Raw genomic sequence first — 23987 nt, 5'->3', positions numbered from 1 at the left:
TGTCACAGCTGATTAGAGATGCGGCGCCGCCAGCCAGTTAGAAATGCGACACTCGACACCTCTGCTGGCGCTGACGGTCAGCCCCCGATCCGCCCGGCTGGTCCGGGTTGCAAGGGAGGAGCGGGGGCGAGTGAGGGACACCCTTCGGCTTTAGCTTTGAGACTATGAGTGCCAGCGGCTCATTCCGCTGCCTCCATGCGCGCCAGCGCCTTCTGTCTTTTGGCAATGACCTCCGGATCATTCATGAAGTCCGTCCGCCGGCCGGGCTTGTGGCCGCGCTTCTGATAGCCGTTGCTCTGGCTGCCATCGCGAATGCCAAACATATGATCCGTCTGGCCGGTGCGGCGAGGGCCGCTCTTACTGCGCTGCTGTTCACGCCCGGCCTGCAACGCGGCGACGATCGAAAGCATGTCGTCTAGGCGCTTGTTCTCGACGACTTCGGATCGGTGCACCGATCGCAATGTATCGAAGGCTCTGTAGGGGAGGACGAAGCTCTCGTGCATGATCTCGAGGCGCCCGTCCGGATAGTCGCAGACGACAACCTTCTTGCCTGCCAACGGCCTGGAAAGGTCAGTCGGATCAAGGATGAACAACACTTTGTCGTAACGTAGCGTCAAGGCGTGTGACACCGTGCGAACTTCCTTCCGACACATGGCGCCATCGAGATTCTCATGTGCGGCCAGCGGCCGGTGCATGTTCTTCGGATTGCGTGGCGGCTTGCCGAAACGACGATTGAAATCCTCGATGAACGCCGGCGCATAGGCATTGGCCGCGTCGATCGTGTCGATGCCGCGCAGCCGTAGTTCCTTGACCAGTCGATCCTGCAGTGTCTGGTTGGCCCGTTCGACGCGTCCCTTGGCCTGCGGGGTGTTGGCGCAGATGATGTCGACGTTGAGTTCATAAAGAGCCCGCCCGAACTGCGTCAGGCCGCTCGTCCGGTCCTTCTCCGAGGCATGGGTTGAACGAAAGACACCGTGCTTGTCGCTGTAAAATGCCAGAGGCTTGCCCCATTGCTGAAGATACGCCTTCGTTGCATGCAGGTAATCGAAGGTGTTCTCCGATCCGGCGAACCGCAGATGCAACAGCTTGCCGGTGGCGTCGTCGATGTAGACGAGCAGGGCGCATTTGGGGCCGCGGTTCTCGAACCACCAGTGATGCGAGCCGTCGATCTGGACCAGTTCACCGAAGCAGTCACGCCGGCCGCGCGGCTGGAAGACCCGCTGCTTGCGCTCGCGTCGCGAGACCCAGATGCCGGCCTCGGTCATCCATTGGCGCAGCGTCTCCTTGGCGACCGAGATGTGATGTAGTTCGATCAGCTTCTCGCGAGCCAGCGTCGGACCGAAATCCAGATAGCGTTCGCGGATCAGATCCAGCACCGCATTGCGAAAATCTTCGCTGTGGCGCCGATTGCTTGGCCGCGATCGCTTCTTTGAAACCAGACCGGCTGCACCGGCCCGATCATAAGCCTGCAGCAGCCTGTGCACCTGACTTCGGCTGAGGCCGAGCAGTTCGGCTGCCTGGACAACGCTTAGGCGTCGATCATTGATCTTCTGAATGACTTCGAGGCGATGCAATTCTTTCTGCGACATGGTGATCAAACAGGACATCACGACTCCGAACGCTCATGGTCTCCACCAGGCGGAAGGTCGTCATCCTTGCTCCCAACGTTGACATTGACCAGCGCGTCGAGAGGCGAGAGTGTCGCATCTCTAACTGGCCCAACTGTAGCATTACTAAATAGCCACTACAAACTTTGATCAGATAAGATAGATTATGGAACTATCCGATGTGCCCAAATACCGGTTTATGGGCGTGTTGTGCCCACTCTTAGCTTGACCGGGCCGGCCCCGGCTGCTTAGTCATTCGCGACGAAACCCTCGTTTTTCAAGGCCCGATGCGATGAGCGAATTGCGCGTTCTTTCAGATGCTTTCATTCCAGAACTGCCAAACCGCTACAATGGCAAAGTGCGCGAAAACTATGATCTGCCCGGAGGCGAACGCATCATCATCGCGACCGACCGGTTGAGCGCCTTCGACATCATTCTGACCTCGATTCCGCATAAGGGTCATGTGCTGACGCAGACGGCGCGCTACTGGTTCGAAGAAACCGCCGACATCTGCCCGAACCATGTGATCAGCTATCCCGACCCGAATGTCGTCATCGGCAAGCGGCTCGACATCCTGCCGGTCGAAATCGTCGTGCGCGGCTATCTCGCCGGCACCACCAGCACGTCGATCCTGACGAAATATCGCAACGGCGAGCGCGACATGTACGGCATCCGTTTGCCCGACGGTCTGCGCGACAATCAAAAGCTTCCCCAAGCGATCATCACGCCGACCAGCAAGGCTTTCGACGGCGGCCATGACGAACCGCTTTCGGCCGACGAAATTCTCGAGCAAGGCCTCCTGACGCAGCAGCAGCTCGATACCGTTTGGAGCTATGCGCTGGCGCTATTTGCACGCGGCCAGGCGCGTGCCGCCGAACGCGGCCTTATCCTCGTCGATACGAAGTACGAGTTCGGCACCGACAAGGATGGAACCATCATCCTTGCCGATGAGATCCACACGCCCGACAGCAGCCGCTACTGGATCGCCGACAGCTACCAGCAGAGCTTCGAAAACGGCGAACGGCCGAAAAGCTTCGACAAGGATTTCGTGCGCGCATGGGTCACCGAACGCTGCGACCCCTACAAGGACCCGGTCCCGGAAATCCCGAGGGAACTCGTCGAGCAGACCTCGGTCGTCTACATCGAAGCCTATGAGAAGATCACCGGGCGGACGTTCGTTCCGAACCTTTCCGGTGCCACCGTTCTGGAGCGCATCCGCAAGAACCTGACCCCCTATTTCACGAAATAGATCAGAATATTCGATATTTCGAACAATATGAAATTCAGGCGTCGCCGAGCACGGGGACGTCGACCTCGAACTCGAGCCGCATCAGGTCGTAAGCCGGCTCGACATGGTCGGGTGTTTCGCCCTGGACGGTGTCGTAGTCGAGCGGCACATGCATGTGAGTGAGCACGGCTCTTTTCGGACGAAGCCGTTCGATCCAGCCGAGAGATTGCACCAGCGACAGATGGCTCGGGTGAAACTTGTACTGCAGCGTATCGAGCACCAGAAGATCGAGACCATCAAGTTTGCCGATCGTTTCCGGCGGAAAGTCGCTGACATCGCTGCAATAGGCGAAATCGCCGACGCGAAATCCGAGTGAATGAATATTGCCGTGAAACTGCATCAAGGGCTGGAATGTGATCGGACCGCCTGCCCCTGCAATGACCACTGGCGACAGATCGTCGGCGATTATGTGCCCATCGACGATCGGCGGATAACCGCTTCCGGGTGGCGATTCCAGGCAGTAATGAAACCCTTCGCGAATCCGGCCCATCGTGAAGGCATCGGCCCAGATCGGCACGCGCTTCCTGTTTTCAATCACAAAGCCGCGCAAGTCGTCTATGCCATGCAGATGATCCGCATGCGCATGCGTGAAGAGCACAGCGTCGATGTGGTGGACATTTGCGGCCACCATCTGCGCGCGAAAGTCTGGGCCTGTGTCGATGACCACGGTCGTCTTGCCGCCATCCGGCGCGATCTGTTCCACCAGCAAGGCGGCGCGCATGCGGCGGTTCTTCGGATTTTCGGGATCGCAGGCGCCCCAATCACCGGTAATACGCGGCACGCCAGGCGACGAACCACAGCCGAGAATGGTGAAAGCGCGCCTGAATGCCACGTCAGAGCCTCGGCATCTTGGAGAAGATACGCAAGGCATTTTCGGTGGTGAGCGATGCGATCTCGTCCTTCGTAACCCCGATCGTGTCGGCTAGAACTTCCGCCGTGTGCGCCACATAGGCGGGCTCGTTGCGCTTGCCGCGGAATGGCTTGGGCGCAAGATAGGGCGCGTCCGTCTCGACGATCATCCGATCATGCGGAACCGTCTTGGCGATCTCGCGTAGTTCCTCCGATTTCGGAAACGTCAGAATGCCGGAGAAGGAAACGTAGCCACCGAGCTCGACGCCGACGCGCGCCAGTTCCGGACCCGACGAAAAGCAATGCAGAAGGAAGGGGAAGGCCCCTCTCCCCGTCTCCTCGGTCAGGATCGCAGCCATGTCCTCATCGGCCGAGCGGCTGTGAATGACAAGCGGCAAACCGGTTTGGCGCGCGGCAGCGATGTGCCGGCGCAGGCCTTCAGCCTGAGCGTCGCGCGGTGCGTTGTCGTAGAAGTAGTCGAGACCCGCCTCGCCGATCGCCACCACCTTCGGGTGCGCCGAAAGCCGGATGAGATCGTCTACGGTGATATCCAGCTCTTCATCCGCATTGTGCGGATGCGTACCGACGGAACAGAAAACGTTCGGATAGGCCTCGGCGATCGCAAGGATCGTGTCGAACCGCTTCACGCGGGTGGAGATCGTGATCATCTGGCCGACGCCGGCCGCACGCGCACGCTCGACGATGGCGTCGCGCTCGGCCTCGAAGTCGGGGAAATCCAGATGGCAATGCGTATCGATAAGCATGCTGATCGTGCCTTATTGCGCTTCCGGCGCGACGTAACGCGGGAAGACCGGCTTCGGGGCTTCCAGTGGCGTTCCGGAGACGAGGCGGCCCGCCTCGCCGAGTGCGGCAAAGTCGCGCTTGTCGGCCGGTGCGGCCACCAGGTCGAGCAGCTTTCCTGACGATTCCGGCATGAAGGGCTGCAGCAGGATGGCGATCTGGCGCACGACTTCTGCAGTAACATAAAGAACGGTTGCCATGCGTGCCGGATCGGTCTTTTTCAGCGCCCAGGGCTCCTGACCGGCGAAATAACGATCGGTTTCCGAAACGACCGCGATGATCGCGGCAAGAGCGCGGTGGATCATCTGCTTGCCCATTTCGTCGCGCGTGATCTCATGCAGCGCGTCGGCAGCGGCCAGCATCGCCTTGTCTTCATCGGTCAGCGCGCCGCAGACCGGAACCTGGCCGTCACAGTTCTTGACGATCATCGACAGCGAACGGCTCGCCAGATTGCCGATACCGTTGGCAAGATCGGAGTTGATGCGGGTTGCGATCCCCTCCTCGCTGTAGCTTCCGTCCTGGCCGAAGGAAACCTCGCGCAGGAAGAAGTAGCGGATCTGGTCGAGACCGAAATGCTCGACAAGATTGAACGGATCGACGACGTTGCCGAGCGACTTCGACATCTTCTCACCCTTGTTGAGCAGGAAGCCGTGGGCGAAGACGCGCTTGGGCAGCGGCAGGCCGGCCGACATCAGGAAGGCGGGCCAATAGACCGCGTGGAAACGGATGATGTCCTTGCCGATGATGTGGATGTTCGCCGGCCAGAATTTCGCGCGCGGGCCCTGCGGATTGTCGAGATAGCCAGTTGCGGTGAGGTAGTTGGTGAGCGCGTCCACCCAGACATACATGACGTGGCCAGGATCGTTAGGCACCTTGATGCCCCAATCGAAGGTGGTGCGCGAAACCGACAGGTCCTTGAGGCCGGACTTAACGAAGGAGATCACCTCGTTGCGGCGCTCGGCCGGGCCAATGAAATCAGGGGTCTCCTCGTAGTGCTTCAGCAGCTTGTCCTGATACTCCGACAGCTTGAAGAAGTAGCTCTGCTCCTCGACCCATTCGACGGGCGTGCCCTGCGGACCGTAACGCACGCCATCGGCGCGAAGCTCGGTTTCGTTCTCCTGGTAGTAGGCTTCGTCGCGCACGGAATACCAGCCGGCATAGGAATCCTTGTAGAGGTCGCCCGCCTCGCCCATGCGGCTCCAGATGTCCTGCGACGCCTCGTGGTGGCGCTTCTCGGTGGTGCGGATGAAGTCGTCGTTGGATGCGTTCAGAAGCACCGCCATCTTCTGGAATTCCGAGGAATTCCGGTCGGCAAGTTCCTGCGGCGTCACGCCTTCGCGGCGCGCCGTCTGCTGCATCTTCTGCCCGTGTTCGTCCGTGCCCGTCAGGAAGAATACGTCGCGTCCGTCCAGGCGCTGGTAGCGCGCCATCGCATCCGTTGCGATCAACTCATAGGCGTGGCCGATATGCGGCTTGCCGTTCGGGTAGGAAATCGCGGTGGTGATGTAATAGGGGGACGTGTCTCTCATAGGCGGATTCAATCTATCTCGGATAAAGCTACCGACGCTCTTAGCGCATACGCCGCGAGGAAGGAACCGGGAGATAGGAGAAAAGCCCGAACCGGAAGCCTTGGTCGACATCCCTGCCCGCTTGTGTCGGAACGAAAGAAATAATAGAACAAAACAGAAACAAACTCAAAGGAACCGCCATGTTGCGCCGGCTTGGACATCAATTTGAAATGGCATCGGCCCGCTATGCAGAAGACAATGGCATCGAGCGGGATGCGGACTGGTTCATGCTCAAGATGCAGGAGGAAATCGGCGAACTGACCCAGGCCTGGAACAAGCGCACCGGCCGCGGCAGGCGGCATGGAAAATCAGAAGGCGAATTGCAGACCGATATGGCGGACGAAGCTGCGGACCTGCTGGGTCACGTGCTGCTTTTCGCTCACCATCACGATCTGGATCTCGTCGCGGCAATCAAGCGCAAATGGAAGTTTCAGGTCGAGCTATAGCGCTGCCTTGACGTCGTCCAGCAACGAAAGAATGGTTTGCTTGCGATCGAGATTATAGGCGTCGCTGACCATGAGGCGTTCCCCGGTCGTGGCCGAAAGCCGGGCGAAACGCTCGGCGCGCATGATATCTCCGGCAACGGCCGCATCACGGGCTTCGCGCATGAGCCGACCCGTCAGCAGCGACGTGAAGAAATCGAAGATCGTTTCGCTGTCCTTTGCCGAAAGAACGTCCGCAAGCTTATGGATGTCCTTGCGGATCGCCGGCCCCTGCCCTGCAAGGATCGCCTCGAACGTCGCAGCGATCTCCAGACCGCCGTAATTGATGAGCTTCAGCGCCTCCGCGACGCTGCCATTGGCAGCGGCCAGAACGCGGTCGGCATTTTCGCTCTCAAGATCGAAGCCGAGATGATCGAGCGCCTGGCGCAATGCCGACGGCTCCAACGGCTTCAGCCGCAGCGGCAGGCAGCGCGAACGGATCGTCGGCAGCAGCTTACCAGGCGCATGGGTCAGCACCAGGAACAGCGACCGGCGCGGCGGTTCCTCGAGAATTTTCAGGATGGCGTTGGCCGCGTTCCGGTTGAGATCGTCGGCCGGATCGATGATGACGATGCGCCAGTTGCCGGTACCGGATGTCTGCGAGAAAAACTTGCCAGCCCGTCGCACCTCGTCGACAGTGATCGCCCCCTTGACCCTGCCCGTCTTCTCGTCGACCGGCCGTGTCAGGTGCAAAAGATTGTGCGATGCGCCGGAGGCCAGTTGCCGCCCGACGATCGATGCGGGGTCGGGATCCTGCAGGCTTTCGGGCGCGCTCGCCTGATCCGGGTGATTGAGGATGTGGCTGGCGAAGCGAAACGCAAGTGTAGCCTTACCGATACCCTCCGGCCCTTCGATGAGAATGGCGTGGTGTCCCTTGCCCGATCGGTAGCTCTGCGCCAGAAACGCTTCAGCCTGCTCGTGGCCAAACAACCGGCTGTTCTTCACCGGCGCGATTGCCCCTTCAAGCACCCCTGGCGCTTCCGTCGTCATGGTGTGGATCCCGCGTTCGAAGGCGCGGGCACGTCGGCGTTGGCAAGCAAGCTCTCGACGAGCCCGAGCACCTCCGCAGCTATCGCCTCGGCAGACTGCGTCGCGTCGATGACACGGCACCTGTCCGGATTCGTGTTTGCGATATCGAGGAAAGCCTCGCGCCGCTTTTCATGCGTCTCCAACTCCTCCTTCTCGAAACGATCCGGGCTTTCGTCTCCGGCGCGGCGTTGGGCGCGCTCCAGACCGATAGTCGCCGGCAGATCGAAAATCACCGTCCGGTCCGGAACGACGCCGTTGACGGCAACCCGCTCCAGCGTCTCGACGAAGGCCGGCTCCAGATTGCCGGTGATACCCTGGTATACGCGCGACGAATCCATGAATCGGTCGCAGAGCACGATGGTTCCCTTGGCCAGCGCCGGCCGAATGACCTCTTCGACATGGTCGCTGCGCGCCGCAGCAAACAGGATCGCCTCCATTCGTACACCGAACGCTTCGGCCGCTCCCGAAAGTAGCACATGGCGCACCGCTTCGGCCCCGACCGATCCACCCGGCTCACGTGTCGTCAGCACCTCATGGCCGAGCGCCCGCAGAGAATCGGCGAGCAGGCGCAACTGGGTCGATTTGCCGGCCCCTTCCCCGCCCTCGAATGTTACAAACAGACCTTTTGCCAGCGGCACAGTGCTTTCCTATATCGGCATGCGATTTGGCCCTGTTTAGCCGATTGGTCCAGCCGATGAAACCGTCAGCACCGGTTTTGTTACAGCCAGAAGAAGAGCAGTTCCTGCAGGGCGTCGAGCGCTCGGCTCGCCAGAGTGCCTTGGCCCACCGCCCCGGCCGTCTTGACCGGAACCTCGCGCAGCAACCGCTCGCCGTTCCAAAGCCGCACCAAGCCGACCACGGCTCCAGCCTCTACCGGTGCGCGCAGCGGCCATTTGTAGACGACACGGGCCGTCAGGCGCTCCGGGTTGTTGACCGGCAACAGCACATCGACCGGGCCGCCGGCCACGAGCGCCACATGGGAGGTTGCCCCGCCATAAACGCTGGCCTCGCCGATCACTTCGCCGTCGGCAAAGATCCGTCGCTTTTCGAATGCCGTCATCGCCCAGTCGAGCACCTTGCGGCTCTCCTCGATGCGCTCCTTATCCGTCTCCAGCCCGCCCATCGCGAGATAGACGCGGCGATCGCCACGCTGCATCGATGCCGCCAGCGAAAAGCCGTAGCCCTCCGCAAACCCCGTGGCGAGGCCGTCAACGCCGACATTGGCCGCGATCAACGGGTTCTTGTTGCGTTGAAGGATCTTGTTCCACTCGAATTCAGGCTGAGAGTAGAGCCGATAGAGATCAGCGTGCGCCTCGTGCAAATGACGGGTCAACGTCACCAGTTCACTCATGGTGATCCGGTTTTGCGGATCAGGCAGCCCAGTGGCATTGCGGAACGTGGCGATCGGCATACCGAGCTCGCGGGCCCGCGCGGTCATCTTGTCGGCAAAGGCGGCTTCGCTGCCAGCCATACCCTCGCCGAGGATGATGCAGGCATCGTTGGCAAGCTGAACCGCCACCCCCTGCAGCAAATCGGCCACGCGGATGCGTGACTTCAGCGCCGCAAACATCGTCGAGGTGCCGGACGGCGCACCGCCGGTGCGCCATGCGTGTTCGGAAACGTCGAAGACCGTCTCGGCCGAAAGCTCGCCCTTGGCGATCGCCTCGGCGACCACCTCCATCGTCATCAATTTGGCAAGCGAGGCGGGCGGAACGGGCTCGTTCTCGGCGCGGGAAAACAGGACGGTGCCGGTTTCGGCATCCACCAGCAGGATCTGCTTCGCCTTGGTGTCGAACGCCACCGGCTGCGTCTGGGCCGCCGCAGCACCCGCGAGCAACGCCGCACAGCAGAACGCGACCGAAAGCATCTTCAAGCGCATGGGAAACTCCGGTTTCCCATTGGGCATAGCAGCGTCGTCAGAATGGCACAACGCACGGGATTACCGGATCGACCCGGATCTGCCTTGGCGCTTGGCATGGGCAACGATGGATTCGGGTGTAAGCGGATTGGTCTCGACCATGATCGCTTCAAACGGCGATTCCGCATCGCTTACCCGCACTTCCACGTAGGCGGCCGCATAGGCCATGTTGCCGTCTGGCACCGGAATGTATTCCGGCCGCTCGCGCGGTATCGGCCCGATGTCCGGCAGCATGACGAACTCGTTCAGCGACTGCGGTGCAGCAAACTGCGGGACAGGCGCAGCAAGGGCCGTGATCGGGCCACCGGTATCAAGCGATGACTTTGATGGAATGGTCAGCGTTCCCAACTGGTTGCGCATCGGCTCATTCGAGGCAACCATCACGCCGGTCGCGATCTGGCCTTCCGGCATGACGCCGGGGCTGCGATCGCCCTTGGTGACATAGGACGCCATCAGATATGGCATATCGTTGCCTTCGAGCGGTGCGCGGCCGACATATTGCACACGAACTTTGGCGCTGCCCTTCTGCTTGATATCGAGCAGATCTGCTGTTTTCGACGATACGTCGATGATACGGCCGTACTCATAAGGACCGCGATCGTTCACGCGAACGATGACCGATGTGCCGTTTTCCGTATTGGTAACGCGCGCATAGCTCGGCAACGGGAATGTCGGATGGGCCGCCGAAAGATGGAGCTTGTCATAGACTTCGCCATTGGCGGTTAAGCGACCGTGGAAAGCCGAGCCGTACCAGGACGCGACACCTGTTTTGTTGTAGCCGAAATCTTCCTTCGGCTGATACCACTTGCCCTTGACCTGATAGGCCTTGCCGACTTGGAATCGGCCGCCGCCCTTCGGGATATTCTTGCCGGTGGCGACACGGGGGCTTGCCTTCACGCCGTAAACCGACTCGGCGAAGTATTCTTTGCTTCTCGGCTTGCTCTTCTTGATACTGGACGTGGATCCGCAAGCCGCAAGCGTTGCGCAAAGCACGGGAACCGCCGCAAGGCGCAGTCCCTTGATCAGATATGCCGCATTTTTACTGGATGTCATCTGTCCCACAACATCATTCGAACAAGCCGTACTCGAAACCTTCCACTCTTGCCCCCAGCGGAAATCTCGGCGTCCCGAAACGGAACAGTCGAGTAATCATGACAGCAACAAGGCAAAATTGCGAACCGGCGAATGGCCAGCCGCCCGAAATCTCCAGTTATGGTTTACGAATGGTTATGGCGACGAAGTGAGCAGCGGATCCGCTGAGAAAATCTTGCAGCCCGCGCATGTTAAATCTTGCAAAGCGGCAAGGCTTCGCGCAATAACGCCCTGCCCGGAGGAGTGGCCGAGCGGTTTAAGGCACCGGTCTTGAAAACCGGCGTGCGTGAAAGCGTACCGTGGGTTCGAATCCCACCTCCTCCGCCATCGACTGCCTCATTTTTCTCCACCCGTTACTGAGTTGCACCGCCAAGCAGGTGTTCCGACCGCGGCCGCATACCAGTTTTGCGGGCAACGCCCGCCATCGCAGCAACACAGGCGCGTGCAATTGCCAACCTGCAGCCAGGTCCGCTTGCCATCCCGGATGATTTGAGGGAGAATCCGATTCCGGCCCCTCGAGGCCTGGGCAATCTCCCACAACTGGAGAAAACCATGCCTCTTAAATATCTGATGACAGCCGCTTTTCTCGCTGTTCTGACGCTTTCCGGATGTGCAAGCACCGGCGATGCGAACACAACCTATGCGCAATGGCAGGGGCCATTGCCCGTGCCCGATCCGTCTGCCGCAAGTCCGGGCGGTTTCCGTCTCAGCTACTGAGTTTCATGACAGCAGCGCGCATCCAATACGACAGGCCAATGGCGCGGTAGCGCGTTAGACCTGCTGCATGATTTCCCCCTGTAGCAATCGGCTCCGAACGGAGCCCGTGCACGCGGTCGCTCTGCACTCCATAGTGCTTGGGGATGTAACTTGCGGTTCGCGCAAGACCCTTCAAACATTTGCTCTCGCTGGCTTCAAAGCTGCGAAGCGCACCTGCTGGTCTGCTAGCCGAAAAAGGCAAGGACTGCCGTTGTCCGACGCGGTGCCACATGCAAATCGCCTTGCATCCAATCGCAAGCACTGACTCCCATTTCATTAGGGAGGCTTGATGTATTGGTCATCCAACAGTCAAGGAACTGAGCGATGCCCACTTTCATCATCGAGCGCGACGTGCCAGGCGCTGACAAGCTCAGTCAGGACGACCTCTGTGCACTGTCGGCGAAATCCAATGCTGTCGTCGCCGATCTCGGCGTGCCGTACACATGGATCACGAGCTATGTCGCCGGCGACAAGCTCTATTGCGTCCACGAGGCACCGAGCGCCGACGTCATTCGCGAACACGCCGAACGCGGCGGGTTTCCGGCCAACAGAATAACGGAAGTCGCCGCCGTGATCGGGCCTTCGACAGCATCTCAAGGACGCGGCAAATAGCCGAAGCGGTGTTATAATCACCGCGGGCGGGACATCGGCGTCATGACACCCCCGAATCGCCGCCCGGGCCAATGCTCCCCGCGCGCCGTCATTGACTTCCGGCGGCATCAATGCAGGCTAGTCTGCCGGTCATTCGGCGCCCATGAGGGTTCCCCGGCACACCTTTTCAAGGAGACGATCATGGCAAAGGGTCAAGTGCGAAGTAACCGCGAGGTTAGAAAACCCAAGAAGGACAAGGCCGTCAAAGCCGCCGTTACGACAGAAGGCTCACAGGTGAAGCTGGCAGGCAGCAGCTTTTCGCTCGGCAAGAAAGACAAGAAATAGGACAACCGCCTCTAACCTCTCGAACCAAATAGTCGGGAGAGTTTTGTCAGTGACCAGTTGGACTGGGGGTGCACGTCTCCGCACACCCTGCGTGACTGGTCGCCGCAATGCCAGAAACCCCAGCACGCTTGCACGTCGCGCGCCCCCCCTGAAATGCAAAGATCATTGCGGGCGGCAGCACTGGCCAATCGCTTCCCATGTCTGCTGCCAGGCCTGATCGGCCGGCGACACGCCGCATGTGGTAGGCGTCGGAAGATCGAGAACGCCGACACGCACCCTGTTCATGCAAATCTTTGTGCCTTCCCTGCCACACCGTGAGCAGCCGTCATCACCTTTGGCAAAGAACTGTTGAACACGGCACAGTGCCCGGCATGCTTGCTGGACTTTGGAACGAAAGCGCGGTTCACATCGTTAACCAAACTATCGGCACCACCTCTGATCTAGCGGACGTTCACCGTGCTTGCAGCCTTGCTTATCGCCTCGATTATCGCATCGCCTAACATCGCCCTCAGCGCTGCTACGGTCGACGACCTGCAAGCCGATTTCGAAACCGCCGTGCCCTGCCAGCAGATCGATGGCCGGAACGTTTGGAAGGGAACGATCGCCTACTATATCCAGTCCTTCGTCTATCAAGGCGACACGCCCGTAGCGACCGACGCGGCGGACGCCGTCCTGCCGGAGGACAACTCGGCTGAGACCGTCAAGGAGTTCGAGGACGCCTGTTCCGCCACGCAGCCGGCTTGAACCACTCTCTCCTTCGCGACGCTCGCCCAGCAATCGCTCAATGCCAGTCTATTTCCACTTCGCTCCATCGACGGTGGCGCAACCGAGCGGCGTTGCGAGAGGTAAGCTTGAGCCGGTCACAACCCCAAAGATTGATCGGCCCCGGCATTGCCGCATTCAACGCGATGCCGACTTCGTCGAACGGACTCTCCCTGTTGTCCACATATTGATACCAGCGGAACCCAAGGACCGCGGTCGCCGGAACAACGATCGTCAGCAGGATTCGAACCAGCTTCTTCATTGCACCCTCATTGCGTAAACGGAACGAGGCATATCGGCGCCTTGCGGCACGCGCAGCGTCTAGTTGGCCGATGCGCGCACGCTTGATCCCACATTCACGGAATTTTAGGCACTTGCGGAACACATATGGAACAGATAGTGTCTGTTCTTGATTTGTTTCACGCTTCTGGAGCGACTTGCCATGCTGACCCGCAAGCAACAGGAATTGCTTCTTTTCATCCACGAACGAATGAAGGAATCGGGTGTGCCGCCGTCTTTCGACGAGATGAAGGATGCACTCGACCTGGCTTCAAAGTCGGGCATTCACCGGCTTATTACGGCGCTGGAGGAACGCGGTTTCATACGCCGTCTTCCCAACCGCGCCAGAGCGCTCGAGGTCATCAAGCTGCCGGAAGCCTATGCAGCAAGCGCCCAACCCCGTCGCGGGTTTTCCCCGAGCGTCATCGAGGGCAGCCTCGGGAAGCCGCCGGCCCCTGCCCCCGCCGCGAAAGCGCCGCCGGTTGCTGACAACAGCTCCGTGTCGGTTCCGGTTATGGGACGCATTGCCGCCGGCGTTCCGATCTCGGCGATACAGAACAACACTCACGACATCTCCGTTCCGCTCGATATGATCGGCAGCGGCGAGCACTATGCCCTTGAAGTGAAGGGCGATTCGATGATCGAGGCCGGCATCTTCGATGGCGATACGGTGATCATCCGCAATGCCACCTCGGCCAATCCCGGCGACATCATCGTCGCGCTCGTCGATGATGAGGAAGCAACGCTGAAGCGCTTCCGGCGCAAGGGCGCGTCGATTGCGCTCGAGGCGGCCAATCCGGCCTACGAGACGCGTATTTTCGGCCCCGACCGCGTCAAGATTCAGGGCAAGCTCGTTGGCTTGATCCGCCGCTACCACTAAGCCTTGCTCAAGCCAGCTGCCTTCGTGCTGGCCTGCCTTCCTCTTCCTTGAACGTCTCGCCACCTTGGGGTAGCGAGACGGGCATCTCCAACTCGTGCGGCTTGCACGCTCGAAAAATGTTACTGGTGAATCGAGTACTCGCCCAGTTCGCAGAGGTCCTGCGTGTCTTCAGTCGTGTCGAGACCGGAGCCTTCTTCGAATTCAAAGCGCATGTCGTATTTGCAGACATCACGTCCGTCGGCGATGGTGATTTCCATGCTTTCGCCCGGATTGAGTACCTGCCGCCCGAAGACGTCGTCCTCCCACTGATCAACACCGACCGGCGACGTGTAGAAGTTCGTCAGAACCGCTTCCGTCTTGTTCTTCAGCTGAAAGACGAGATCCTCAGCGCTTGCGGTGGCCGTCGACGCGGCAAGAACGGCAAGAGCAGTCAGGGCGATCTTACATTTCATTTTATGTCATCTCCTCCATTGTCGGTTTTGTTTGACACTACCTGTACGGGTCGTGCCGCCGGAATATTCATTCCCGAACCCGTCTAGAGACAATATTCCTTGCACTGACAATACCAGCCGAGTCACCATTTCGGGGTGTGTCCTTGGCAGGCCATGCAGGTTGACGCCTGTTCGCGCGCACGGCAACGCGGATGGGCCACGACCGACTTATGGCGCGGCTTATCTTCAAACCCATGCTCGCCGTAAGCAGGGGCTGGCGGGTGTCATCGCTCGCCGCATCACCCCACCCCACCCCACTATCTCCACCGTGTGCGGCGCAGTCGTCTGCGTAAGGTAGATTTAACCCAGCAATCAATTCCCAGGGAGTGGACGCCGGGCCAATGGGGCCATCGTCGCACAGGCATCGGCAATCGGTCGGCGACTAGCTTTGCCGGGCAAGATGCCGAGCGCGCACGCCTCGCCACGGCGGCGGGGCCGCCCGCTTTAGTTGGGACGGAATCGGCAAGCAATTGCTGGCGGTCGAGGATAACGAAGCAGGAGGAACGGGGAACAAATTCCCACATATAGAAAAAGCGTGGCAGGTGCTGCAATTGAGCACCCTGAATTACAACGCAAAATCAAATAATTAGGTGTGGCTTTGGAGGCCTCGCCCGGAATTGAACCGGGGTACAAGGATTTGCAGTCCTCTGCGTCACCACTCCGCCACGAGGCCTCACCGACTGAGATTATCAAGTCGTGGCGAGCGTTTAGAATGAATATAGACAGAGTGCAAGAGGGTTCATTCTGAATGCGATCCTTTTTTCATCCTGAACAAGCGTTTCCATTCCGTTCTGTGGATTGCGGCTGCATGCCCCAGCCCTACCCTCTTTTTCGAGAAGAACGGATATGATCATTCGAGCCCCGGTCCTCCCCCGCGGAACGACAAGGCAGTTGACCGGCGCCGTCTGCGAACACGGCGCGCAGAGTCGGACGAATAGACATCCTGGGCCGTCCGGTGCCAGCTTCGCACGCAGCGCCGCCGCTCAGACTTTCACACCTCATGAAGATTCGACGTGTTTGGCTGCCGCCCGATGACGGCAACATTTTCTCGCTGGACGTTTTTCCGGCGCATCGCCGACAGGTTTTGAGCCGCAGCGCCGGATCGCTCCTTCACGGCCGCGGAGGCGCTTTCGCCAGGATCTAGCACCACGGCGTTGACCGTCCCTTCCAGGGGCGAACCAGGCCTTCCGAGACGAGAATGTTACCGAGCGAACGGCCGTCGCGCATCACCACGCGCAGCTTCTCGCTGGTCTTGTCGTCGTCCCTGCCGATCGCTTCGATCAGCCTGAAATCTCCAGAGTTCAACAGTTCACGCAATCGCTGCTTGGCGTAAAAGCCGCGTGCGCGCTCGCCATCGCAACTTGCCTGCTTGATTCGCGGGGCGTCGATATCGGCGACGCGGATCGCTTCACCTTGATAGCGGAACGTGGCACCGTCGATGACGCAGTTGTCGTTGCGGATACCGCAGAAATAGAACTGATTCGCCTTGGCCTGGAGGGCTGCTGGCTGCGCGACAGGGCGCTCAATCGGTGTTGGCGCGGCCAACCCGACGTTGACTGCGGGTATCGGTCCGTCGACAGGCTTCGCCTTGTGTGCGGCCGGCGGCACGGCGGCACGAACCTGTGCTTTCGGCCGATCTTCCGCTCTGGATGTCGATGTAGACTTGGGTGCCGATGCGAACACACCCGAAACGCCCGGCAAATCCGGCAATTGTCCGCGGTGGTCATAGGCAACGACGCCACCGACTGTCAGCACAGCGGCGAGATACCAGGGCAGCATGCCGCCTTGCTTTTTTGTCCGGCTGCCGCGGCGACGCCCGCGGCGTGTCGTGGTCTTACCCATTCCACCCCATCCTTGATCCGGCCGGCATTATGCTGCCGATCCGTTGCCGAATGGTTTTCACCGACAGCCCGAAAGCGGGAGTTTGAATTTGAGTGCACGACCTTTGGGATGGCGCAACGGAGTACGGCGGCCCACGAGCTTTTCACTCCGAAGGTGCTACGCGCAGATCGTCGCCGCAAAGCGCGGCAACGTTCAAGAGCGTATCGGCAACAAAGGCAAACTGCCCGCCAAGCAAACTCCACGACCATGAACCGGTGTGGACGAGCCGATAGGCCAGACTTGCCCTCCCTCGCCCGGACAGGTCTGCATCCCTGTGGTGCGACGCCACATTGACGTGGGCGGCCATCACAAAAGAATCATTACTTGTTCGAGGCGTCCGTCCCGTTGCGGCGGCGCGCCCACCACACGGCGAACCTGCGCCGGAGGCGGCGAACCGACGGAATATCATGCGACAGGACAAGCAGCCCCAAAGGCACCATCCAGAAGCCGAGCACCGGCAGGAAGCCGAGAAAGCCGCCGAATACCAAAAGCCCACCGACTAGCATGCGCAGCAGCGGCGATTCCGGCAGGGTAAGGCGCCATTTGCCCAACACGATCTGCCGAGTATGCGGGTCTATGCCGAAATGCGTCTGTTTTCTGTTTTTATTCATCATTCCCGATCCGGCTGCGTTTCCCACAATTGGGGGCTTCTCCACAGGCTCGCAACAAAACTTGTCACTTTTTTTGAAAAAACCGCTTGGCAAATCGGAAAAGCATTTGTATTAGCAGCCTCACTTCTGCAGGACACGCCGCGCAGATGATCCCTGGTAGCTCAGCGGTAGAGCATTCGACTGTTAATCGACAGGTCGCCGGTTCGAATCCGGCCCGGGGAGCCAGTTTCTAAAAGAGCCATTCGCGGTAACGCCCGAATGGCTCTTTTTCATTTTGCGGCCATGGTACCAGCGACGCCTGCCTTGTTCCTCCGCCATTGTTTCCGGGAATGTCAGGAGCGCCAATTCGACAGCGCCGATTCTGATCTGGTTTCGTCGAGATCTACGCCTTCACGACAATCAGGATGATCGCCGCTTCCTTCCTGATCAAGGACCTGCTCGTCGACTGGCGGCGCGGAGAAGCCTGGTCCGCGACACGTTGGTGGATGCAGACCCTGCCTCGAACGCCGCCAGCTGGCAGTGGGTGGCAGGATCAGGCGCCGATGCCTCGCTATTTTTCCGCAACTTCAACCCCATGCTTCAGGGCGAGAAGTTCGATCCGGAGGGGCTGTACGTGAAGCGCGTCGTTCCGGAATTGGCCGAGCTTGAAGCCCGCTATACCCACCGGCCGTTCTCGGCCCCTTCTGCCGCACTTTCTGCGGCCGGCATCGCGCTTGGGATGACCTACCCCACCCCCATCATCGAACGCGCCTTTGCGCGCGACCGCGCGCTGGCCACGTTTCAAGAAATCAGAAACGCCACCCAAAGATCGCTACAATCGCACCGCCGCCGGTACAAATGCGTGGTTGGCCTCTTGCCGGATTATCGCTAGGCTCACGTTACGGATGCAACGATTGCCGGAGGGTGGTTTATGCATGATACAGAAGCCTGCTTTGCCGATTTCGACAACGCCGAGCTCCTTTCGACTGAAAACCTCTCACAGGTGCTGAAGGACTTTCCGCTCAAGGCCCAATTGGTCCTGCGCGGCCTCGTTCATCTCGAGGCCGGCGCGCTGGCGCTTGTGCTGCCCAGTGGCCGCCGGCTGCTGGTCAAGGGAAAGGTGCCGGGGCCGTGCGCCGCCGTGACGCTGAACAACTGGAATCTTCCGCACCGGGCAATCACCGGCGGCACCATCGGCGCCGCGGAAAGCTATATCGATGGCGATTGGGACAGCCCTGATGTCGGGGCGTTTCTCGAGCTTTTCCTTGTCAACGCAGACATCGGCAACAGATTCCCGAACCGGGCGGCCGGCCTGATGCGGCTGGTTGAGAAATTCCTCCACTGGCGCAATGCCAACACCAGGACGGGTGCCCAGCGCAACATTTCGGCCCATTACGATCTCGGTAACGCCTTCTACCGTGAGTGGCTCGACCCGAGCATGACCTATTCGTCGGCGCTTTACGCAAGCGGCGCCAACGATCTGCAGTCGGCCCAGACCGCCAAGTATCGAGCACTGGCCGAGGCAACGAATCTGCGGCCCGGCGACCACGTGCTTGAAATCGGCTGCGGCTGGGGCGGTTTTGCAGAATTTGCAGCGACCGAGATCGGCTGCAAGGTTACGGGCCTGACCATCAGTCGCGAGCAACTCGCCTTTGCCCGCGAACGCATACACAGGGCTGGCATCGCAGACCGCGTCGAGCTGAAGTTCCAGGACTATCGCGAAGAGAAAGGTCTTTACGACCGAATCGTCTCGATCGAGATGTTCGAGGCGGTCGGCGAAAAATTCTGGTCGACCTACTTCTCGCAGTTGAAGCGCTGCCTGAGGCTCGGCGGCAAGGCCGGCCTGCAGATCATCACCATCAAGCCGGAAGCCTATGAGGAATACCGGTCCAATCCGGACTTCATCCAGAAGTACGTTTTCCCCGGCGGCATGCTGCCGACGCGCGAGCACCTGGTCGATCTCGGGCGCAACGTCGGTCTGCGCATGATCAACGATTTCGGCTTCGGTGGCGACTACGCCCGCACGCTCGGCGAATGGCGGCAGCGCTTCTGGTCGGTGTGGAGCAAGCTCGAGCCACTGGGCTTCGATCTGCGCTTCAAGCGCCTTTGGGAATTCTACTTCTACTACTGCGAAGCAGGCTTCCGCGCCCGCAACATCGATGTCCGCCAGATCGTCTTCGAGTGAGCGGACGCGCCGGCAGGCTTTACCGATCGCCCGACAACGCCTATGAGGCAACCGATCCAGATCTCTTCTTGAAGGTTCCTCATGCGCCTCGCATGGTTTTTCCTGGCGCTCGCCATCGCGACTGAAGTGGCGGGCCTGACGGCGATGAAGGCCGCGTCTGCCAATGGCTCCTACATCGGTCACGTGGCGATGTACGTCTCCATCGCGCTTTCCTACGTCTTCCTGGCAAAGGCCGTGAAGACCATTTCCGTCGGTGTGGCCTATGCCATCTGGGAGGGATCCGGGGTCGCGATCATCACGCTTGTTTCGGTGTTCGTGTTTGGCCAAGTGCTGACCGGCCGGGAAATGCTGGGCCTGTCGATGGCGGTGGCCGGCATCCTGCTCGTCAATGCGGGCGAACACCGCGAAGAGGAAGCTACGGCCTCCGAGGGCATCGTCGATGAGCGCGCCTAGCCTTTACTTCGTCTTTGCCGTCATCGCCGGCATCCTCGACGTCGCGGCCAATCTCGCCTCGACCAAATCGAATGGCTTTGCGCGCCGCGGCTGGGGCGCGCTGTCGATCGTTCTTGTGCTTGCCGCTTTCGCCTTCCTCGCAGAAGCGGTCAAGGGCATGGAACTTGCCATCGCCTATGCCGTTCTCGGCGCAACCGGGATTTTCGGGACGGCCATCTGCGGCCGGCTGCTTTTCGGCCAAAAGCTCAAGCCTATCGGCTGGGTCGGCCTCGCCTTGATCTTCGGCGCAGTTCTGGTGCTTCACACGGCCTGATGTGGCCGCCCCTTGGCGCCGGCGCGCTTCGTCGTCGCCATCGCCGGCGCCGCGCTTTGACGGCTCAGCCGGTCAACCAGCGCGAAGTAGACACCGTAAGGCAACAGCCGTGATATCTTTGCCATGGTCGTGGATCGTTTCGGGAAGCTGATTTCGAAATGTTTCGACTTCAGGCCCCTGATGATGTGCTCGGCGGCCTCGTCAGCGCTGATCGCGCCGGATCTTGGAAGTCCAGGACGGGGCGAGCCGATCGTGTCGACTAGGCCAGGGTTGATCAGTTGCAGGCGAATGCCGATCCGCTCCAGATCGGACTTCAGGCTCTCCGCCAGATTGATGAGCGCCGCCTTCGTGGCGCCGTAGGCGGCGTTGCCGGGCAGCCCGCCATATCCGGCAGCCCCCGACACGATGGCGATGTGGCCATGCCCCCTGGCCTTCATATGCGCCACAGCCGGCAACAGACAATTGACGACACCGTTCACATTGACCGCAAAGCTACGCTCAAATGCCTCGCGATGCAGGTCGTCGCCTCTCACGGGGATCGTCACGCCCGCCGTGAACACGGCGAGAGACAGGTCACCATGTTCATATTCGATCGATGCGAGCACACGGTCCATGTCCTGCGGGTCGGTGACATCACCGTCGAGAACGATGATGCGGCCGTCGGCGGCGGCTTCGTGTTGCAGGGCCACCAGTTTGTCGTGATTCCTGGAGGTGACGACCACCGAATAGCCGCCCCGAACCAATCGCAACGCCAGCGCTCTGCCCATTCCCGAACTCGCGCCCGTTACCCATGCCAACCCATGCTCGGAATTTGTCCTGTGCATACTCATTGCCCATACCTCGGCACGCACCCGCGCGGTGCACGCTCAACTCAAGGGGCCAAGGAATGACATGCCCGGCCCAGACCAGTCCCCTCCAATATCCAGCGCGCACTCAGAGCAGCCTCAACCCTAAGCTTTCCCCCGTGAAGACGTTTTTTGTTCGGGACAGGGCAGCGGTGAAACGCTATTTCTTGCCTGAGAAACAGGCTGAGCCGAAAACACGCCAATATTTCGGCGATCCGGCATCGTTCTCAATGTTCGCCGGCCACTCGGCGTTTTTCTTCGGTAACGCGGCCAGCTTCGGCGGCCGTTCTCAAGCACGAGGTTCTGCAAATGGCCATTCTTCCGTCCGTCCTTGAAGCAATCGGCAATACGCCCCTGATCCGGCTGAAGACCGTATCCGAGGCAACCGGCTGCACGATCCTCGGCAAGGCGGAATTTCTCAATCCAGGACAGTCGGTGAAGGATCGCGCCGCGCTCTGGATCATCCGAGAGGCGGAGAAGGCCGGGCAGTTGAAGCCGGGTGGCGTCATCGTCGAAGGGACTGCAGGCAATACCGGCATCGGTCTCGCCCTCGTCGGCCAAGCGCTAGGTTATCGGACGGTGATCGTCATTCCGGAAACCCAGAGCCAAGAAAAAAAGGATGCGCTGCGTCTTCTTGGAGCAGAACTCGTCGAAGTACCGGCTGTGCCCTACAAGAACCCGAACAACTACGTGAAGATCTCCGGGCGTCTGGCTGCTGAACTCACAAAGACAGAGCCGAACGGCGCCATCTGGGCAAACCAGTTCGACAATGTCGCCAACCGTGACGCCCACGTCGCGACCACGGCCCCCGAAATCTGGCGTGATACGGACGGCAAGGTAGACGGCTTCATCTGCGCGGTCGGTTCCGGCGGTACGCTTGCCGGCGTGGCACAAGGCCTGCGGGCGAAAAACCCTTCGATCAAGATCGGTCTTGCCGATCCGGACGGTGCGGCACTCTACAATTACTACGCGCACGGAGAGTTGAAGGCGAGTGGAAGCTCCATCACCGAGGGCATTGGCCAGGGCCGCATCACCGCCAATCTCGAAGGTTTCACGCCGGACTTTTCCTACCAGATCTCCGATGCCGAGGCAGTGCCGCTAGTCTTCGACCTGATCGAACGCGAAGGCATTTGCGTCGGCGGGTCGACGGGTATCAACATTGCCGGCGCGGTCAGGCTCGCCAAGGAGCTCGGTCCGGGACATACGATCGTGACGATCCTTTGCGACTATGGTAACCGCTATCAATCGAAACTCTTCAACCCGGACTTCCTGGCCTCGAAGGGCCTGCCTGTACCAGCCTGGTTGAAGGGGTCTTCAAGCATCACCGTTCCATACGAATCAGTTGGATAAGATTTGCAATGACCAAGACCGTGACTGCCCTCTTCCGCGAAGATTTCTATCTTTCGACTTGCGAAGCAAGCGTGACCGGAATTCTGGAGGATGGCGGGATCGAGCTTGATCAGACCTGCTTCTACGCCACGTCGGGCGGGCAGCCGGGCGACACCGGTTTCCTGGAGCGCAGCGATGGCGGCCGCATCGACATTGCGATTGCACGCCACGGCGCCACGAAGGACATCATCGTCCATGTGCCGGCGGGGGGACAGTCCGCTCCAGCCGTCGGCGAAAAGCTGGTCCTGCATATCGACTGGCCACGCCGCTACCGGCTGATGCGCATGCACACGGCCTGCCATCTGCTCTCCGTGGTCTGTCCCTTCCCGATCACAGGCGCAGCCGTCGGCGAAGACGAAAGCCGCGTCGACTTCGACATGAGCGAAACGATCGACAAGGACGAAGTGACGGCGGCGCTAAAGAAGCTCATCGACGAGAACCACCCGGTCTATCTGCAGTGGATCACCGACGAGGAGCTTGCAGCCAACCCCGGCATCGTCAAATCGAAGAACGTCCGCCCGCCCATCGGTCTTGGTCGCGTCAGCCTCGTCTGCATCGGCGAAAACTCGGCGATCGACAGCCAGCCCTGCGGCGGCACACATGTGTCCGAAACGCAGGAAGTCGGCGAGATCCACATCGCCAAGATAGAGAAGAAGGGCAAGGAAAACCGCCGCTTCCGCATCCGCTTCGGCACGCCAGACGACCGCCAGGCAATCTGAACAGGAGATACGACCATGACCAACAACAAAAGCACTTTCGTCGTTTCCCCGGACTGGTTGTTGCAGCGGCTCGCCGATCCCTCCATTCGCATCCTCGATGCCGCCTGGTACTTGCCGGTGCAGAACAGGAATCCGAAAGCGGAATACGACGCCGGCCACATTCCCGGCGCCGTGTTCTTCGACCAGGATGCGATCGCCGACCACACCAGCGGCCTGCCGCATACGCTGCCGACACCGGAGGCCTTCGCCAAAGCCGTCGGTGCGCTCGGTGTCAGCGAGACCGATACGATCGTCGTTTATGACGGTCCGGGCATCATGACCGCGCCGCGCGTGTGGTGGATGTTGCGCATCATGGGCGCTAAGGACGTCTATGTGCTTGATGGCGGCATGGACGGCTGGAAGAAGGACGGGCGCCCGGTGACGTCGGAAGTGCCCTCGCCCACGCCCGTCACGTTCAACGTCACGTTCGCGCCCTCGGCGGTAACGTCATTCGAGCGCATGAAGGACATCGTGCAGTCGGGCACGATCCAGATTGCCGATGCGCGGGGCACCGGGCGCTTCCTCGGCGAGGAACCGGAGCCGCGCGCTGGAATGCGCTCCGGCCACATGCCGGGCGCACACAGCTTGCCTTCCGGTATTTTCTCCGAGAACGGCAAGTTCAGGGATCTCGATACGCTGCGCAGGACGTTTGCCGATGCGGGGGTCGACCTTACCAAACCCGTGGTGACAACCTGCGGCTCGGGTGTCACGGCGGCGATCATCACGCTTGCGCTACAATCCCTCGGCCATACCGACAATACGCTCTACGACGGCTCCTGGTCCGAATGGGGTGGCCGCGCCGATACCGCCGTTGTGACCGGCAGCGAGTGACATC

27 protein-coding genes, 3 tRNA genes and 1 pseudogene are annotated in these 23987 nt (G+C 60.4%); 17 read left to right on the top strand and 14 right to left on the bottom strand.

Features of this window, described 5'->3' with window-relative positions:
* Positions 1-179: 179 nt before the first annotated feature.
* Positions 180-1607: an ISNCY family transposase gene (locus tag BC363_RS13955; RefSeq protein ID WP_065787079.1), complete on the bottom strand. Its 1428-nt coding sequence runs from the start codon at positions 1605-1607 to the stop codon at positions 180-182.
* A 301-nt stretch (positions 1608-1908) separates the two neighbouring features.
* Here BC363_RS13955 and BC363_RS13950 point away from each other — a divergent pair, with 301 nt between their 5' ends.
* Entirely contained in the window at positions 1909-2856 is a 948-nt protein-coding gene (locus BC363_RS13950) for a phosphoribosylaminoimidazolesuccinocarboxamide synthase (protein ID WP_065781540.1), read from the top strand.
* 34 nt (positions 2857-2890) lie between these two features.
* On the opposite strand, the gene BC363_RS13945 is transcribed toward BC363_RS13950, so the two are convergent.
* Genes BC363_RS13945 through metG form a run of 3 tightly spaced genes read right to left on the bottom strand, consistent with a single transcriptional unit; the run spans position 2891 to position 6074 of the window.
* Positions 2891-3727, bottom strand: a complete 837-nt coding sequence (locus BC363_RS13945) for an MBL fold metallo-hydrolase (RefSeq protein WP_083222723.1) — start codon at positions 3725-3727, stop codon at positions 2891-2893.
* Between the two features lies 1 nt (position 3728).
* Positions 3729-4508, bottom strand: a complete 780-nt coding sequence (locus tag BC363_RS13940; RefSeq protein ID WP_065781436.1) for a TatD family hydrolase — start codon at positions 4506-4508, stop codon at positions 3729-3731.
* Positions 4509-4520: 12 nt separating this feature from the next.
* Positions 4521-6074, bottom strand: a complete 1554-nt coding sequence (gene metG, locus BC363_RS13935) for a methionine--tRNA ligase (protein WP_065781437.1) — start codon at positions 6072-6074, stop codon at positions 4521-4523.
* Positions 6075-6253: 179 nt separating this feature from the next.
* Between metG and BC363_RS13930 the strand changes: the two genes are divergently transcribed.
* The gene (locus BC363_RS13930; protein WP_065781438.1) at positions 6254-6559 is read left to right on the top strand and encodes a pyrophosphatase; all 306 of its coding nucleotides are present in this window, start codon (positions 6254-6256) and stop codon (positions 6557-6559) included.
* On the opposite strand, the gene BC363_RS13925 is transcribed toward BC363_RS13930, so the two are convergent.
* The 4 genes from BC363_RS13925 to BC363_RS13910 form a co-directional block, all read right to left on the bottom strand.
* The gene (locus BC363_RS13925) at positions 6554-7585 is read right to left on the bottom strand and encodes a DNA polymerase III subunit delta' (protein ID WP_065781439.1); all 1032 of its coding nucleotides are present in this window, start codon (positions 7583-7585) and stop codon (positions 6554-6556) included. The genes BC363_RS13930 and BC363_RS13925 overlap by 6 nt on opposite strands.
* A complete protein-coding gene (tmk, locus tag BC363_RS13920) occupies positions 7582-8262 on the bottom strand; it encodes a dTMP kinase (protein ID WP_065781440.1) in 681 nt (226 codons plus the stop codon). Before tmk ends, BC363_RS13925 begins: the two co-directional genes overlap by 4 nt.
* Before the next feature lie 80 nt (positions 8263-8342).
* Entirely contained in the window at positions 8343-9503 is a 1161-nt protein-coding gene (locus BC363_RS13915; RefSeq protein WP_065781441.1) for a D-alanyl-D-alanine carboxypeptidase family protein, read from the bottom strand.
* A 60-nt stretch (positions 9504-9563) separates the two neighbouring features.
* Positions 9564-10595 carry a septal ring lytic transglycosylase RlpA family protein gene (locus BC363_RS13910; protein ID WP_065781442.1) on the bottom strand — a complete coding sequence of 344 codons (1032 nt, stop codon included), beginning with the start codon at positions 10593-10595 and terminating at the stop codon, positions 9564-9566.
* 276 nt (positions 10596-10871) lie between these two features.
* Between BC363_RS13910 and BC363_RS13905 the strand changes: the two genes are divergently transcribed.
* The 5 genes from BC363_RS13905 to BC363_RS13895 all read left to right on the top strand — a co-directional run bounded on the left by BC363_RS13905 (position 10872) and on the right by BC363_RS13895 (position 13070).
* Positions 10872-10961 (top strand) — tRNA-Ser (locus BC363_RS13905).
* Between the two features lie 225 nt (positions 10962-11186).
* Positions 11187-11351: a hypothetical protein gene (locus tag BC363_RS35435; protein ID WP_167590858.1), complete on the top strand. Its 165-nt coding sequence runs from the start codon at positions 11187-11189 to the stop codon at positions 11349-11351.
* A gap of 363 nt (positions 11352-11714) precedes the next feature.
* Positions 11715-12002 (top strand): DUF4242 domain-containing protein, encoded by a 288-nt coding sequence (locus BC363_RS13900; protein WP_065781443.1) that lies wholly within the window; start codon positions 11715-11717, stop codon positions 12000-12002.
* 180 nt (positions 12003-12182) lie between these two features.
* A complete protein-coding gene (locus BC363_RS35430) occupies positions 12183-12326 on the top strand; it encodes a hypothetical protein (RefSeq protein WP_167590859.1) in 144 nt (47 codons plus the stop codon).
* 456 nt (positions 12327-12782) lie between these two features.
* Complete coding sequence (locus tag BC363_RS13895) at positions 12783-13070, top strand: hypothetical protein (protein ID WP_065781444.1); 288 nt, start codon at positions 12783-12785, stop codon at positions 13068-13070.
* 37 nt (positions 13071-13107) lie between these two features.
* On the opposite strand, the gene BC363_RS13890 is transcribed toward BC363_RS13895, so the two are convergent.
* Positions 13108-13350, bottom strand: coding sequence for a hypothetical protein (locus BC363_RS13890; RefSeq protein WP_244512894.1), 243 nt, complete (start codon positions 13348-13350; stop codon positions 13108-13110).
* Positions 13351-13530: 180 nt separating this feature from the next.
* On the opposite strand from BC363_RS13890, the gene lexA reads away from it, so the two are divergent.
* Entirely contained in the window at positions 13531-14247 is a 717-nt protein-coding gene (gene lexA / locus BC363_RS13885; RefSeq protein WP_065781445.1) for a transcriptional repressor LexA, read from the top strand.
* 119 nt (positions 14248-14366) lie between these two features.
* On the opposite strand, the gene BC363_RS13880 is transcribed toward lexA, so the two are convergent.
* From BC363_RS13880 to BC363_RS13865, 4 genes are all read right to left on the bottom strand, one after another.
* The gene (locus BC363_RS13880; RefSeq protein WP_053247415.1) at positions 14367-14699 is read right to left on the bottom strand and encodes a hypothetical protein; all 333 of its coding nucleotides are present in this window, start codon (positions 14697-14699) and stop codon (positions 14367-14369) included.
* Between the two features lie 638 nt (positions 14700-15337).
* Positions 15338-15411: transfer RNA gene (locus tag BC363_RS13875), tRNA-Cys, on the bottom strand.
* 467 nt (positions 15412-15878) lie between these two features.
* Positions 15879-16580 carry a thermonuclease family protein gene (locus BC363_RS13870; RefSeq protein WP_065781446.1) on the bottom strand — a complete coding sequence of 234 codons (702 nt, stop codon included), beginning with the start codon at positions 16578-16580 and terminating at the stop codon, positions 15879-15881.
* 359 nt (positions 16581-16939) lie between these two features.
* A complete protein-coding gene (locus tag BC363_RS13865; RefSeq protein ID WP_065781541.1) occupies positions 16940-17230 on the bottom strand; it encodes a hypothetical protein in 291 nt (96 codons plus the stop codon).
* 150 nt (positions 17231-17380) lie between these two features.
* On the opposite strand from BC363_RS13865, the gene BC363_RS13860 reads away from it, so the two are divergent.
* The 5 genes and pseudogenes from BC363_RS13860 to BC363_RS13840 all read left to right on the top strand — a co-directional run bounded on the left by BC363_RS13860 (position 17381) and on the right by BC363_RS13840 (position 20160).
* Positions 17381-17455 (top strand) — tRNA-Asn (locus BC363_RS13860).
* Between the two features lie 173 nt (positions 17456-17628).
* Positions 17629-18029 (top strand): annotated as a pseudogene (locus BC363_RS13855) (FAD-binding domain-containing protein); the annotation flags it as partial.
* A 111-nt stretch (positions 18030-18140) separates the two neighbouring features.
* Positions 18141-19394 carry a cyclopropane-fatty-acyl-phospholipid synthase family protein gene (locus tag BC363_RS13850; protein WP_065781448.1) on the top strand — a complete coding sequence of 418 codons (1254 nt, stop codon included), beginning with the start codon at positions 18141-18143 and terminating at the stop codon, positions 19392-19394.
* A gap of 81 nt (positions 19395-19475) precedes the next feature.
* Entirely contained in the window at positions 19476-19847 is a 372-nt protein-coding gene (locus tag BC363_RS13845) for an SMR family transporter (protein WP_065781449.1), read from the top strand.
* The gene (locus tag BC363_RS13840) at positions 19834-20160 is read left to right on the top strand and encodes an SMR family transporter (protein ID WP_065781450.1); all 327 of its coding nucleotides are present in this window, start codon (positions 19834-19836) and stop codon (positions 20158-20160) included. Before BC363_RS13845 ends, BC363_RS13840 begins: the two co-directional genes overlap by 14 nt.
* Here the strand turns inward: BC363_RS13840 and BC363_RS13835 are convergent.
* Positions 20148-20990, bottom strand: a complete 843-nt coding sequence (locus BC363_RS13835; protein WP_065781451.1) for an SDR family NAD(P)-dependent oxidoreductase — start codon at positions 20988-20990, stop codon at positions 20148-20150. The two genes, BC363_RS13840 and BC363_RS13835, sit on opposite strands and share 13 nt — an antisense overlap.
* 167 nt (positions 20991-21157) lie before the next feature.
* Here BC363_RS13835 and BC363_RS34375 point away from each other — a divergent pair, with 167 nt between their 5' ends.
* Genes BC363_RS34375 through sseA form a run of 4 tightly spaced genes read left to right on the top strand, consistent with a single transcriptional unit; the run spans position 21158 to position 23983 of the window.
* Positions 21158-21340 (top strand): hypothetical protein, encoded by a 183-nt coding sequence (locus tag BC363_RS34375; RefSeq protein WP_141690301.1) that lies wholly within the window; start codon positions 21158-21160, stop codon positions 21338-21340.
* Positions 21315-22355, top strand: a complete 1041-nt coding sequence (locus BC363_RS13830; RefSeq protein ID WP_065781452.1) for a cysteine synthase A — start codon at positions 21315-21317, stop codon at positions 22353-22355. Before BC363_RS34375 ends, BC363_RS13830 begins: the two co-directional genes overlap by 26 nt.
* 8 nt (positions 22356-22363) lie before the next feature.
* Positions 22364-23113 carry an alanyl-tRNA editing protein gene (locus BC363_RS13825; RefSeq protein ID WP_065781453.1) on the top strand — a complete coding sequence of 250 codons (750 nt, stop codon included), beginning with the start codon at positions 22364-22366 and terminating at the stop codon, positions 23111-23113.
* A gap of 15 nt (positions 23114-23128) precedes the next feature.
* The gene (sseA, locus tag BC363_RS13820) at positions 23129-23983 is read left to right on the top strand and encodes a 3-mercaptopyruvate sulfurtransferase (RefSeq protein ID WP_065781454.1); all 855 of its coding nucleotides are present in this window, start codon (positions 23129-23131) and stop codon (positions 23981-23983) included.
* Positions 23984-23987: the final 4 nt, after the last annotated feature.

Source organism: Ensifer sp. LC384, assembly GCF_001695865.1.
Classification (GTDB): Bacteria; Pseudomonadota; Alphaproteobacteria; order Rhizobiales; family Rhizobiaceae; genus Ensifer.
The sequence above is the reverse complement of the archived record's forward strand: the minus strand, read 5'-3'. Positions and strand labels throughout refer to the sequence as shown.

Excerpts from the sequence above, each read along its gene's own strand:
- BC363_RS13955 (WP_065787079.1), bottom strand. The coding sequence starts at position 1,607 with ATGTCCTGTTTGATCACCATGTCGCAGAAAGAATTGCATCGCCTCGAA.
- BC363_RS13940 (WP_065781436.1), bottom strand. The coding sequence starts at position 4,508 with ATGCTTATCGATACGCATTGCCATCTGGATTTCCCCGACTTCGAGGCC.
- metG (WP_065781437.1), bottom strand. The coding sequence starts at position 6,074 with ATGAGAGACACGTCCCCCTATTACATCACCACCGCGATTTCCTACCCG.
- BC363_RS13930 (WP_065781438.1), top strand. The coding sequence starts at position 6,254 with ATGTTGCGCCGGCTTGGACATCAATTTGAAATGGCATCGGCCCGCTAT.
- BC363_RS13925 (WP_065781439.1), bottom strand. The coding sequence starts at position 7,585 with ATGACGACGGAAGCGCCAGGGGTGCTTGAAGGGGCAATCGCGCCGGTG.
- BC363_RS13915 (WP_065781441.1), bottom strand. The coding sequence starts at position 9,503 with ATGCGCTTGAAGATGCTTTCGGTCGCGTTCTGCTGTGCGGCGTTGCTC.
- BC363_RS13910 (WP_065781442.1), bottom strand. The coding sequence starts at position 10,595 with ATGACATCCAGTAAAAATGCGGCATATCTGATCAAGGGACTGCGCCTT.
- BC363_RS35435 (WP_167590858.1), top strand. The coding sequence starts at position 11,187 with ATGCCTCTTAAATATCTGATGACAGCCGCTTTTCTCGCTGTTCTGACG.
- BC363_RS13900 (WP_065781443.1), top strand. The coding sequence starts at position 11,715 with ATGCCCACTTTCATCATCGAGCGCGACGTGCCAGGCGCTGACAAGCTC.
- BC363_RS35430 (WP_167590859.1), top strand. The coding sequence starts at position 12,183 with ATGGCAAAGGGTCAAGTGCGAAGTAACCGCGAGGTTAGAAAACCCAAG.
- BC363_RS13890 (WP_244512894.1), bottom strand. The coding sequence starts at position 13,350 with ATGAAGAAGCTGGTTCGAATCCTGCTGACGATCGTTGTTCCGGCGACC.
- lexA (WP_065781445.1), top strand. The coding sequence starts at position 13,531 with ATGCTGACCCGCAAGCAACAGGAATTGCTTCTTTTCATCCACGAACGA.
- BC363_RS13880 (WP_053247415.1), bottom strand. The coding sequence starts at position 14,699 with ATGAAATGTAAGATCGCCCTGACTGCTCTTGCCGTTCTTGCCGCGTCG.
- BC363_RS13870 (WP_065781446.1), bottom strand. The coding sequence starts at position 16,580 with ATGGGTAAGACCACGACACGCCGCGGGCGTCGCCGCGGCAGCCGGACA.
- BC363_RS13865 (WP_065781541.1), bottom strand. The coding sequence starts at position 17,230 with ATGAATAAAAACAGAAAACAGACGCATTTCGGCATAGACCCGCATACT.
- BC363_RS13850 (WP_065781448.1), top strand. The coding sequence starts at position 18,141 with ATGCATGATACAGAAGCCTGCTTTGCCGATTTCGACAACGCCGAGCTC.
- BC363_RS13845 (WP_065781449.1), top strand. The coding sequence starts at position 19,476 with ATGCGCCTCGCATGGTTTTTCCTGGCGCTCGCCATCGCGACTGAAGTG.
- BC363_RS13840 (WP_065781450.1), top strand. The coding sequence starts at position 19,834 with ATGAGCGCGCCTAGCCTTTACTTCGTCTTTGCCGTCATCGCCGGCATC.
- BC363_RS13835 (WP_065781451.1), bottom strand. The coding sequence starts at position 20,990 with ATGAGTATGCACAGGACAAATTCCGAGCATGGGTTGGCATGGGTAACG.
- BC363_RS13830 (WP_065781452.1), top strand. The coding sequence starts at position 21,315 with ATGGCCATTCTTCCGTCCGTCCTTGAAGCAATCGGCAATACGCCCCTG.
- BC363_RS13825 (WP_065781453.1), top strand. The coding sequence starts at position 22,364 with ATGACCAAGACCGTGACTGCCCTCTTCCGCGAAGATTTCTATCTTTCG.
- sseA (WP_065781454.1), top strand. The coding sequence starts at position 23,129 with ATGACCAACAACAAAAGCACTTTCGTCGTTTCCCCGGACTGGTTGTTG.